Source organism: Intrasporangium sp., from assembly GCF_051961875.1.
Lineage (GTDB): Bacteria > Actinomycetota > Actinomycetes > Actinomycetales > Dermatophilaceae > Intrasporangium_A.
Genome location: NZ_JBQCCV010000238.1, coordinates 17,970 through 29,054 on the forward strand (window position 1 = coordinate 17,970; position 11,085 = coordinate 29,054).

Sequence of the window (11,085 nt, forward strand, 5' to 3'; positions counted from 1 at the left end):
CTGAGCGCCGTTCAGGCAGGAGCAGACCGGTCGCGTCTGCGGTCCATCGCGAGGGCATTGCCCGCATCGAGTGAGCGCTCCGCCCCATGCCCAGCCGCGGAGGTTTCCAGAGTCAGGAGAGTGCCTGCGAGAGATCGTCGATCAGGTCGCGCACGTCCTCCAGGCCGGTCGAGATCCGTAGGACGCCATCGGTGATCCCCACCGCTTGACGCGCCTCGGCGCTGAGGCGCCGGTGGGTGGTGGTGGCCGGGTGGGTGACGAGGGATTTGGAGTCGCCCAGGTTGTTCGAGATGTCGACGATCCTCAAGGCGTTCATGAACGCGAAGGCCTCCGCCTTGCCGCCCTCGATCTCGAAGGTGACGACCGTCCCGCCGCCGAGCATCTGTCGCTTCGCGAGCTCGTGCTGCGGGTGCGACTCGAGGAAGGGGTGCACGACTCGGCGGACCCGCGGGTGACTCTCGAGGAACCGAGCGACCTCGAGGGCGCTCTGCGCCATGCGCTCGACCCGCAGGGACATCGTCTCGAGGCCTTTGACGAGGACCCAGGCGTTGAAGGGCGACATGGCGGGGCCGGTGTGCCGCATCAGGTTCTGGACCGGGCCGTCGATGAACTCGCGCGTCCCCAGGACCGCTCCCCCGAGCGTCCGTCCCTGCCCGTCGATGTGCTTGGTGGCCGAGTAGACGACGATGTCCCCCCCGTGTTCGAGCGGCCGGGAGAAGACCGGCGTGCCGAAGACGTTGTCGACCACGACCTGTGCGCCGGCGGCGTGGGCGAGCTCGGTGACGGCCCGGATGTCGACGAGCTCCTGCATCGGGTTGCTCGGCGTCTCGAAGAAGACCGCGGTTGTGGGCACCGACAGCGCCTCTCGCCACTGCTCGAGGTCCGGCCCGTCGACGAAGACCGTCTCGACACCGAAGCGCGGCAGGATCTCGTCGAGGATGACAAAGCAGGACCCGAACAACGAACGCGACGAGACGACGCGGTCGCCCTTGCCCAGGAGGGCGGCGAGCGCAACCCAGACGGCCGCCATGCCGGAGGCTGTCGCGAAGGCCGCCTCGGCTCCCTCGATGGCGGCGATGCGCTCCTCGAACATCCGCACCGTCGGGTTGCCGTAGCGCGAGTAGACGAAGCGCTCTTCGCCCCCGCTGAAGGCCGCCTCGGCCGCCTCAGCACTCTCGTAGACGAACCCGGACGTCAAGTAGAGAGCCTCGGACGTCTCGTGGAACCCACTGCGAGACAGGCCCGCTCGCACGGCGAGCGTGTCGGGACGCCAGTCCGGGGACGGCGACGTCATCCCTGCACCCACGGCAGACCTGAGACCTTCCAGCCCGAAACCGTGCGGTGACGGTCATCGTCGTGGGGTCCCTCGAACCCGTCGAGGACGTTGTAGGCGCGCCGCCATCCGGCCGCGGTCGCCACCTCGGCCGCCGCGACGGAGCGCACGCCCGAGCGACAGAGGAAGTACACGGCCTGGTCCTGTCCGGCGCCGGCCGCCTCGAGATCCTCGATGAACCGCTCGTTGACGCGGCCCTCCGGATAGCTCGACCACTCGATCCGCACGACCTCACGGCCGAGCGGGCTCAGGTCGGGCACCCCGACATACGTCCACTCCGCATGGGTCCGGACGTCGACGAGCACCGCGTCAGGATCCGCCTCGAGGGCCTCCCACGTCTGACGTGGACTCCGGTCACCCGCGTAGTTCATGGCCCGAATATGACACAGCAGGGTTTCAGCGCAGGTGCGCCGTCCGGTTCGTGAATGCCACGGACGCGGTCCCGTCGGGCCACACCTCCACGGCACTCAGGCTGCCGGGCGCGGTCGCGATCGTCCAGAACCGGTCCGGAGCCAGACCGAGCACCTCGGCCAGGACGGTCAGCACGGCTCGGCGGGTGGTGACGGCGACGACCGTGCCGCCTTGCTCGCACAGCGAGTGGTATGCCGCGAGCACCCTTTCGTCGGCCCCCGCGGCTCCGCTGGTGCCGGCCCAGTCGTCCGATTCCGCCACCTCGACGCCCAGGGACTCGGCGATCCGGCAGGCGACCTGGGTGGCCAGTGGTTCCGCGGCCGCCGTCACACGGGACTCGCGTCCGAGCAGCTCGAGCGCCGCACCCGCAACCGATGCCGCCTGGGCCTGCTCGGTCGGGAACTGGACCAGCAGGAGCCGCAGCCCGTCGCCGGTGACCGGAGCCTCCCGGGTGTCAACAGCCGGAAGGGCAGCATGCTCCGCACCGGTGGGCGTCCCAGCACCGTCGGAAGCCGAGATGCCCGAGGAGCCCTCGACCGGCGTCGCCAGGTCCGGCTCCTCGCGGAGGTCCCGGTGCACGTGGTGCCCGTCCATTCCCTCGGTGCTGAGGGCGTCGGCCGCCTTGTTCCGCTCGCGGGGCACCCACTGGAAGTCGACAGTCCCACCGGCGGCGCTGATCTGAGCACAGATGTCCCGGGCCTCGAGCGCGAGGCGACGCATGTCGGCGTGCTTGATCTTCCAGCGCCCGGCCATCTGCTCGATGACGAGCTTCGAGTCCATCTGGACGGTGACATCCGCCCCGGGGTCGATGTCGAACGCCGCGGCCAGTCCCGCGATGAGGCCCGAGTACTCCGCCACGTTGTTGCTCGCCTGCCCGAGTGGCTCGGCGAGCTCGACGAGCACCGCTTTGCTCTCCGCCTCGCGCACGAGCGCGCCGTAGCCGGCCACGCCCGGGTTGCCGCGCGAGCCGCCGTCGGCCTCGACCACGAGGCGACGTCGTCCGGCTCCGGTCACAGGCCCGACTCGGCGGTGCGGACGAGGATCCGCCGGCACTCCTCGCACCGCAGGACCTCGTCCTCCGGAGCCTTCCGGATCCGGTCGAGATCGACGTTGCCGAGCTCCAGGCGACAGCCACCGCACCGGCGCTGCTTCAGCTCGGCGGCGCCCACACCACCGCTCGACGCTCGGATCTTCTCGTAGAGCCCGAGCAGGTCCTCGCCGATCCCGGCGACGATGTCGGGACGCTTGGCAGCGACCTGACCGGCCTCGGCATCGAGGTCGCGCTGGGCGACGGCCTGCTCGGAGCGCAGCGACTCGAGGCGCTTGGCCGCCTCCGACCGGGCCTGCTCGAGCGCGGAGACCCTGTCGAGCAGCGACTCGGACCGCTCCATGACCTCGAGCTGGAGGTCCTCGAGCTCCGACTGGCGGCGGGCGAGCGAGACGAGCTCGTGCTGGAGCGAGGTCAGCTCCTTCGGGGAGCCCTGACCGGAGTCGAGGCGGCCCTGGTCACGAGCCGCCCGGTCACGGACGAGCTGGACATCCTGCTCGGCCTTGACCAGCTCACGCTGGACGTCGTCAGCGGCGGTCCGCGCGTTGACGAGGTCGACGTCGAAGCCGGATAGCTCGGACTCCGCGGCTGCGATCGCGGCCGCCTGCGGGAGGTGCGCCTTCGCGTGGGCGATCTGGTCGAGCCGGGTGTCGATCGCCTGCAGGTCGAGCAGGCGCCACTGGCGGGACGGGTCGGCTTTCAGGACGCACCTCCGGATGCGGGTCTGGCGGGACGAGCCCTGTTGGCACCGACCACGAAGGTCCATGGCTCGGTACGGATGGTCGTCACCTTGGTCTCGACCCTAACGGGTTGGGATGCATCCTCCCCAAGCGCGTCAAGCAGACGCTGCCGCACGTCCTCCAGCCAGAGCGACTCCGTGGCCCAGTGGCCCGCGTCGACAAGGTATGGCGTGCCGTCGCGAGCCTCCTCGCAGGCCTCGAGCGCGGGATGGTGACGCAGGTCTGCGGTGACATAGACGTCGGCGCCACTCGCCCGCACCGCGTCGAACTGGTCGTCGCCCGCGCCGCCGAGCACGGCCACCCTCGACACCTGGGCGGCTGGGTCGCCCGCGACCCGGATGCCACCGGCGGTGTCGGGCAGGACCTCGCTCAGCCGGGTGGCGAACTCCGCCAACGACAGGGGGGCGGGCAGCTCGCCGACCCGGCCGGCGGCATACCCCTCGATGTCGGACAGCGCACGCTGGGAGGTGAGTCCCAGCGCGGTCGCGAGGACTCCGCTCACACCGGGGTCGGCGACGTCGGCGTTCGTGTGCGCGACGTAGAGGGCGATGTCGGCGACAACCAGCCGGGTGATGCTCGCGCCCTTCGCGCTTGACGTCGCGACGGAGTGCACGCCGCGGAGCAGGAGGGGGTGATGGGTCACGAGCAGGTCCGCCTCCCACGCGGCGGCCTCCTCGATGACGGCGAGGGTGGGGTCGAGGGCGAAGAGGATCCGTCGGACCGGCTGGTCGAGGTCGCCGGTGACGAGGCCGACCCGGTCCCAGGCGGCGGCGCTGTCGGGCGGATAGAGCGCCTCGAGGCGGGCGACGACGTCACGCAGGGCGAGATCTTCCACGTGGGCCCGGCCGGGCTCGAACCGACGACACCCGCGGTGTAAACGCGGTGCTCTACCAACTGAGCTACAGGCCCCTGACCACACGGAACCCACGCAGGGACCGGACGGCGGGGAACATTGTGTCAGGTGCGGAGCCCCGGCGCGTCCACCGGCAGCGACGAACGGGGTATGTCGCTCAGCCGGCGGTCGCGCGCAGCTCCGCGAGCGCGCGGCGGTAGGGACCGAAGTCCCGCCGCTCCCCCGGCTCGCCGACGGCCCGCCAGACCACCCGGCCGTCGCGGTCGAGCAGGAAGGTCGCCCTCCGGGGCGCACCGCTCTGCTCATCGAGGACCCCATAACGACGCGCCACCTCGCCGTGCGGCCAGAAGTCGGCGAGCAACGGGAAGAAGTAGCCCTCGGCATCGGCCCAGACACGGAGGCTGTACATCGAGTCGCACGAGATGGCGAGCACCTGGATGCCGTCGTCCTGGAAGTCCTCCAGCCCGTCACGGATCTCACGCAGCTCCCCGGTGCAGATCCCGGAGAAGGCGAACGGATAGAAGACGAGCGCCACGTTGGTCCGGCCCCTCAGATCGGCGAGCGCCACCGCCGCGCCATGGTGATCGGGCAGGGTGAAGTCCGGCGCCAGGTCGCCGACGGCGGGGATGGTGCCCGGGTCGCTCATGCTCATGCTCGCGCCTCTCCCCACCGCTCCGGGCCTCGCTCGTTCCTCGCTCGTGTCCTCACGGCGGTCGGCGCTCATGGCGCCAGTGTGCCAGTCAGCGACGCGAGCCCTTCGGGGGCATCAGCCGGTTGGCCGTCCAGCTGCCCGAGACGTTGACGGCGCCCCCGGTCTGCAGGCCGGCGGTCGACGCCGCCTCCTCGACCTCGCTCGCCTCGACGTGACCGTCGCGCCCTGCCTTCGGCGTCATCAGGACAACGAAGCCCTGGTCGAAGAGGTTGGTCAGGCCGTCGACGAGCAGGTCACCCAAGTCTTCGTCGCCGTCGCGATACCAGATGAGGATGCCGTCAGCCCCCTCGTTGAAGTCCTCGTCCTCGAGCTCGCTGCCGACGACCTCCTCGATGGCGAGCCTGACCTCGTCGTCGACGTCGTCGTCGTAGCCGAACTCCTGGATGACCTGTCCCTTGGCGAAGCCGAGCTTGCCGAGTGATGCCGCTCCCGCGGTCATGGTGCGCGTCACCAACCCTTTCGTCCCACGTACGTGCTCGGGGTCGGTCACCCCGTTGTGACGACGCTACCGTGCATGGGCCGGTTGCGCGGGTGGTGTGGACCGGTGACATCGGCCCGACCTTGCGGGACCGGCCATCCCTTGACCCGGTTGTGATGTGACCCACGATCTGGTGGAGGATGGAGAAAGGCGCGCGGAGGCCGACCGGTTCTCACGCGTTCGGCGCGACGAAAGGACAATGACGTGGCATCCGAAGCCGGACCAATCCTCAACGGCATCCCCAGCCAGCTCCCGGACATAGACCCCGAGGAGACCCAGGAGTGGATCGACTCGCTGGACGCCGTCCTCGAGAGCCAGGGCCGCACCCGTGCCCGCTACGTCATGCTGAAGCTCATCGAACGGGCCCGTCAGCAGCAGATCGGCGTCCCCTCCCTCACCGCCACCGACTACATCAACACGATCCCGCCGGAGCGCGAGCCGTGGTTCCCCGGTGACGAGGAGGTCGAGCGGGAGTTCCGCCGCTACGTCCGCTGGAACGCTGCGGTGCTCGTGCACCGCGCCCAGCGCCCCGACATCGGGGTCGGCGGCCACATCTCGACCTACGCCTCGGCCGCGACGCTCTACGAGGTGGGCTTCAACCACTTCTTCCGCGGCAAGGACCACCCCGGCGGTGGCGACCAGGTGTTCTTCCAGGGCCACGCCTCCCCCGGCATGTACGCCCGCTCGTTCCTCGAGGGGCACCTGTCGGAGGCCGACCTCGACGGGTTCCGCCAGGAGAAGAGCCACTACGTCGACGGCAAGCTGCGCGCCCTGCCCTCGTACCCGCACCCGCGCCTGCTCCCGAACTACTGGGAGTTCCCGACGGTGTCGATGGGCATCGGCCCCATGAACGCCATCTACCAGGCCCAGTTCAACAAGTACCTCCACAACCGCGGCCTCAAGGACACGAGCGACCAGCACGTGTGGGCCTTCCTCGGCGACGGCGAGATGGACGAGCCCGAGTCGCGCGGCATGCTGCAGCTCGCCGCCAACGAGGAGCTCGACAACCTCACCTTCGTCATCAACTGCAACCTGCAGCGACTCGACGGGCCGGTACGCGGCAACGGCAAGATCATCCAGGAGCTCGAGGCGTTCTTCCGCGGCGCCGGCTGGAACGTCATCAAGGTCATCTGGGGCCGCGGCTGGGACCCGCTCCTCGCCGCGGACCGCGACGGCGCGCTCGTCCACATCATGAACCAGACGAGCGACGGCGACTACCAGACCTTCCGGGCCAACGACGGCAAGTACGTGCGCGAGCACTTCTTCGCCCGGGACCCGCGGACCCTCAAGATGGTCGACGACTGGAGCGACGAGAAGATCTGGTGGGACCTCAAGCGTGGTGGTCACGACTACCGCAAGGTCTACGCCGCCTACCAGGCCGCCATGAACCACACCGGCCAGCCGACCGTCGTGCTCGCCATGACGATCAAGGGCTACAGCCTCGGGACGCACTTCGCTGGGCGCAACGCGACGCACCAGATGAAGAAGATGACCCTGCAGGACCTCAAGGACTTCCGCGACTCGCTGCGCATTCCGATCAGCGACGAGCAGCTCGAGGCCGACCCCTACCGTCCGCCCTATTACAACCCTGGCCCGGACAACCCGGTCGTCAAGTACGCCATCGACCGGCGGGCCAACCTCGGGGGCACGCTGCCGCGGCGGCGGGTCGAGTTCAGCGCGCCGTCCCTGCCCGGGTCCGATGCCTACAAGCAGATCAAGAAGGGCTCCGGCAAGCAGGAGGTCGCCACGACGATGGCCTTCGTCCGGCTGCTCAAGGACCTCATCCGCGACAAGCAGTTCGGCGAGCGGATCGTGCCGATCATCCCGGACGAGGCCCGCACCTTCGGCATCGACGCGTTCTTCCCGACGCTCAAGATCTACAACCCGAACGGGCAGAACTACACGCCGGTCGATGCCGAGCTGATGCTCGCCTATCGCGAGTCGGAGCAGGGCCACATCCTGCACCAGGGCATCAACGAGGCGGGCTCGCTGGCGTCGTTCACGGCGGTTGGCTCGTCCTACGCGACGCACGGCCTGCCGATGATCCCGGTCTACGTCTTCTACTCGATGTTCGGCTTCCAGCGCACGGGTGACAGCATCTGGGCCGCGGCCGACCAGATGACCCGCGGCTTCCTCATCGGCGCGACAGCCGGCCGGACGACCCTGACCGGTGAGGGCCTGCAGCACGCCGACGGCCACTCGCCGCTGCTCGCGTCGACGAACCCGGCGGTCGTCCACTACGACCCGGCCTACGGCTACGAGATCGCGCACATCGTCGAGGACGGCCTGCGCCGGATGTACGGGGAGGGCCAGGAGGGCGATGGGGCCAACCTCATCTACTACCTGACCGTCTACAACGAGCCGATCGTGCAGCCGGCCGAGCCGGAGAACGTCGACGTCGAGGGCATCCTCAAGGGCATGCACAAGATCGCCGACGCGCCGACCGAGGGCTGGCAGCACACGCCGGCCCGGGCCCAGATCCTCGCCTCCGGCGTCGGTGTGCCGTGGGCCCTCGAGGCGCAGCAGCTGCTCGCCGACGACTGGGGCGTGGCGGCCGACGTGTGGTCGGTGACCTCCTGGAACGAGCTGCGGCGCGACGGACTCGACTGCGACGAGCAGCAGTTCCTCCGTCCCGAGGAGCCGGCCCGCGAGCCGTGGGTGACCCGCTGCCTCAAGGACACCGAGGGCCCGGTCGTCGCCGTCTCCGACTACATGCGGGCGGTGCAGGACCAGATCCGTGAGTGGGTGCCGCGCAGCTACGCCTCGCTCGGCGCCGACGGCTTCGGCTTCTCCGACACGCGACCCGCGGCGCGCCGGTTCTTCCACATCGACGGCCCGTCCGTCGCGGTGCGCACCCTCCAGATGCTCGCCAAGGAGGGCAAGATCGACGCGGACATCCCGGTCAAGGCGGCCGACAAGTACCGGCTCGACGACGTCACGGCCGGCACCTCCGGCAACGCCGGCGGCGAGTCCTGACCGACCTCGACAGACTCCGACGCTGAGCCCGCTCCCCTCTGGGAGCGGGCTCAGCGTCATACGGAGCAGCTCGTATGCCGCTGAGCGGGGCAGGCGGTCACCGTGCGGCTCGCAATTGGATAACTATGCGCGACCCTGCATATACTTGCATGGTGTCCAAAGTACTGACCTCCCTCCCTGTCGGTGAACGAGTCGGGATCGCCTTCTCCGGCGGCCTCGACACCTCCGTGGCTGTCGCCTGGATGCGTGAGAAGGGGGCGGTCCCCTGCACATACACGGCCGACCTCGGGCAGTACGACGAGGACGACATCGACTCGGTCCCTGGCCGCGCGGGGCAGTACGGCGCCGAGATCTCCCGGCTGGTCGACTGCCGGACGGCGCTCGTCGAGGAGGGCCTGTCGGCCATCGCGTGCGGCGCGTTCCACATCCGCAGCGGCGGCAAGACGTACTTCAACACGACGCCGCTCGGGCGGGCGGTGACCGGCACCCTGCTCGTGCGCGCCATGCAGGACGACGGCGTCTCGATCTGGGGCGACGGTTCGACCTTCAAGGGCAACGACATCGAGCGCTTCTACCGCTATGGGCTGCTCGCCAACCCCCGGCTGCGGATCTACAAGCCCTGGCTCGACGCGGAGTTCGTGAGCGAGCTGGGCGGCCGCAAGGAGATGTCGGAGTGGCTCACGGCGCGTGACCTGCCGTACCGCGCGTCGACGGAGAAGGCCTACTCGACGGACGCGAACATCTGGGGCGCGACCCATGAGGCCAAGACGCTTGAGTTCCTGAACGAGTCGATCGAGGTCGTCGAACCGATCATGGGTGTCCGGTTCTGGGACCCCGCGGTCGACATCGCGGCGGAGGACGTGACGGTCCGGTTCGAGCAGGGTCGTCCCGTCGCCATCAACGGTGTCCGCTACGACGACCCCGTCGCCCTCGTCCAGGAGGCGAACACCATCGGCGGCCGGCACGGCCTCGGCATGTCGGACCAGATCGAGAACCGGATCATCGAGGCCAAGTCGCGGGGCGTCTACGAAGCCCCCGCCCTCGCGCTGCTCCACATCACCTACGAGCGGCTCCTCAACGCCATCCACAACGAGGACACGATCGCCGGCTACCACAACGAGGGACGACGACTGGGCCGGCTTCTCTACGAAGGGCGTTGGCTCGACCCGCAGTCGCTCATGATCCGCGAGTCCCTCCAGCGCTGGGTCGCCTCCGCAGTCACGGGAGAGGTGACGCTGCGACTGCGCCGCGGTGACGACTGGTCGATCGTCAACACCGAGGGCCCGGCTTTCTCGTACCACCCGGAGAAGCTGTCGATGGAGCGGACCGAGGACGCGGCCTTCGGCCCCGTCGACCGCATCGGCCAGCTGACCATGCGCAACCTTGACATCGCCGACTCGCGTTCCAAGCTCGAGGGGTATGCCGCCCAGGGCCTGCTCGGGTCACGTGCCGTCGAGCTCGTCGGTGAGCTCGCCCCCGGTGGTGCCGTCGCGATCGCGGCCAACCCGGCCGCTGCCGATGTCGACAAGGAGGACGACGCCCTCGACCGCGCCGCAATGGAGTTCGGCACCGACTGATCACGATCGAGGGCACACGCGGCCCTGTGGATCGGGATCACTAGGGTGGGCGTCGTGGACGGGATGACCGACTCGGCGCAGGTTGCGCGACAGTACAGCTCGACGTCGAACCTCGCGACGCGACGGGGCGTCTGGGGTCCCGGTCCCGAGGGGCACTCCCCCGCGGACGTGCTCCGGGATGCCGTGCTCGCCGCAGGCCGGGGCCGGCGGATCCTAGAGATCGGCTGCGGGGCAGGCCTGTTCGCACGATCGGTGCTCGATGCCGCGCCAGGCACCCAGTACGTCGCGACCGACCTCTCGCCGGCGATGGTGGCGGCGACGGCGGCGCTCGGCGTGCCGGCCCAGCAGGCGTCGGCAGATGCGCTCCCCTTCCCCGACGAGTCCTTCGACGTGGTCGTGGCCGCGTGGATGCTGTACCACGTGCCGGACCTCGACGCAGCACTGCGCGAGGTGCGCCGCGTCCTGCGTGTGGGCGGCACCTTCTGCGTGGCGACGAACGGCGAGCGACACCTTGCCGAACTGCTCCGGGACGCGGGTGGCGAACCGGTCGTCACTCAGTTCTCGTCGGAGAACGCATCGCCGACGCTGCGTCGGCACTTCGATGATGTGACCCAGCGCGACATCGAGACGAGGGCCACGTTCGAGGATCACGACGCGGCAGCGGCATACCTCGCCAGCTTCTCCCCGACGCTCGCTGCAGCGCTCCCGGTTTTCGATGGTCGGCGCCGGTACGCCGGTCACGCCTCGGTCGTGACGGCGCACTGACGGCTTTGTGAGCGACATACAAAGTCGCCGTAGGCTGACCGTGTGAGCGAGCAACGGCGGACGTCACCGACACCGGCGACGGCGCGCCCCGTCGACCGGAGCACCACCGTCCGGGCCACGGCCGCCCCCCCCCCCAAGGAGGCGCACACCTGGTACCCGCGCCTCCCGGCCGAGGCGCGTTCGTGGGTCGGG

10 protein-coding genes and 1 tRNA gene are annotated in these 11,085 nt (G+C 69.7%); 3 read left to right on the forward strand and 8 right to left on the reverse strand.

Features of this window, described 5'->3' with window-relative positions:
• Positions 1-112 precede the first annotated feature (112 nt).
• The 8 genes from ACTHJJ_RS14210 to ACTHJJ_RS14245 all read right to left on the reverse strand — a co-directional run bounded on the left by ACTHJJ_RS14210 (position 113) and on the right by ACTHJJ_RS14245 (position 5,536).
• Positions 113-1,294: an O-succinylhomoserine sulfhydrylase gene (locus tag ACTHJJ_RS14210; protein WP_440303591.1), complete on the reverse strand. Its 1,182-nt coding sequence runs from the start codon at positions 1,292-1,294 to the stop codon at positions 113-115.
• Positions 1,291-1,704: a rhodanese-like domain-containing protein gene (locus tag ACTHJJ_RS14215; RefSeq protein ID WP_440303592.1), complete on the reverse strand. Its 414-nt coding sequence runs from the start codon at positions 1,702-1,704 to the stop codon at positions 1,291-1,293. Before ACTHJJ_RS14215 ends, ACTHJJ_RS14210 begins: the two co-directional genes overlap by 4 nt.
• 25 nt (positions 1,705-1,729) lie before the next feature.
• Positions 1,730-2,731, reverse strand: coding sequence for a reverse transcriptase-like protein (locus tag ACTHJJ_RS14220; RefSeq protein WP_440303593.1), 1,002 nt, complete (start codon positions 2,729-2,731; stop codon positions 1,730-1,732).
• A 23-nt stretch (positions 2,732-2,754) separates the two neighbouring features.
• Positions 2,755-3,558 carry a zinc ribbon domain-containing protein gene (locus ACTHJJ_RS14225; RefSeq protein WP_440303594.1) on the reverse strand — a complete coding sequence of 268 codons (804 nt, stop codon included), beginning with the start codon at positions 3,556-3,558 and terminating at the stop codon, positions 2,755-2,757.
• Positions 3,492-4,367, reverse strand: coding sequence for a Nif3-like dinuclear metal center hexameric protein (locus tag ACTHJJ_RS14230; RefSeq protein ID WP_440303595.1), 876 nt, complete (start codon positions 4,365-4,367; stop codon positions 3,492-3,494). Before ACTHJJ_RS14230 ends, ACTHJJ_RS14225 begins: the two co-directional genes overlap by 67 nt.
• 1 nt (position 4,368) lies before the next feature.
• Positions 4,369-4,441: transfer RNA gene (locus ACTHJJ_RS14235), tRNA-Val, on the reverse strand.
• Positions 4,442-4,542: 101 nt separating this feature from the next.
• A complete protein-coding gene (locus ACTHJJ_RS14240) occupies positions 4,543-5,031 on the reverse strand; it encodes a peroxiredoxin (RefSeq protein WP_440303600.1) in 489 nt (162 codons plus the stop codon).
• Positions 5,032-5,125: 94 nt separating this feature from the next.
• Entirely contained in the window at positions 5,126-5,536 is a 411-nt protein-coding gene (locus tag ACTHJJ_RS14245; RefSeq protein ID WP_440303601.1) for a DUF3052 domain-containing protein, read from the reverse strand.
• 243 nt (positions 5,537-5,779) lie between these two features.
• Here ACTHJJ_RS14245 and aceE point away from each other — a divergent pair, with 243 nt between their 5' ends.
• The 3 genes from aceE (at position 5,780) to ACTHJJ_RS14260 (ending at position 10,893) form a co-directional block, all read left to right on the forward strand.
• Positions 5,780-8,551 (forward strand): pyruvate dehydrogenase (acetyl-transferring), homodimeric type, encoded by a 2,772-nt coding sequence (gene aceE / locus ACTHJJ_RS14250; RefSeq protein ID WP_440303596.1) that lies wholly within the window; start codon positions 5,780-5,782, stop codon positions 8,549-8,551.
• A 152-nt stretch (positions 8,552-8,703) separates the two neighbouring features.
• A complete protein-coding gene (gene argG, locus ACTHJJ_RS14255; RefSeq protein ID WP_440303597.1) occupies positions 8,704-10,128 on the forward strand; it encodes an argininosuccinate synthase in 1,425 nt (474 codons plus the stop codon).
• 63 nt (positions 10,129-10,191) lie between these two features.
• A complete protein-coding gene (locus ACTHJJ_RS14260; RefSeq protein WP_440303602.1) occupies positions 10,192-10,893 on the forward strand; it encodes a class I SAM-dependent methyltransferase in 702 nt (233 codons plus the stop codon).
• Positions 10,894-11,085 lie beyond the last annotated feature (192 nt).

Coding starts and splice junctions, on each gene's coding strand:
- ACTHJJ_RS14210 (WP_440303591.1), bottom strand. CDS start 1,294: ATGACGTCGCCGTCCCCGGACTGGCGTCCCGACACGCTCGCCGTGCGA.
- ACTHJJ_RS14215 (WP_440303592.1), bottom strand. CDS start 1,704: ATGAACTACGCGGGTGACCGGAGTCCACGTCAGACGTGGGAGGCCCTC.
- ACTHJJ_RS14225 (WP_440303594.1), bottom strand. CDS start 3,558: ATGGACCTTCGTGGTCGGTGCCAACAGGGCTCGTCCCGCCAGACCCGC.
- ACTHJJ_RS14240 (WP_440303600.1), bottom strand. CDS start 5,031: ATGAGCGACCCGGGCACCATCCCCGCCGTCGGCGACCTGGCGCCGGAC.
- ACTHJJ_RS14245 (WP_440303601.1), bottom strand. CDS start 5,536: ATGACCGCGGGAGCGGCATCACTCGGCAAGCTCGGCTTCGCCAAGGGA.
- ACTHJJ_RS14260 (WP_440303602.1), top strand. CDS start 10,192: ATGACCGACTCGGCGCAGGTTGCGCGACAGTACAGCTCGACGTCGAAC.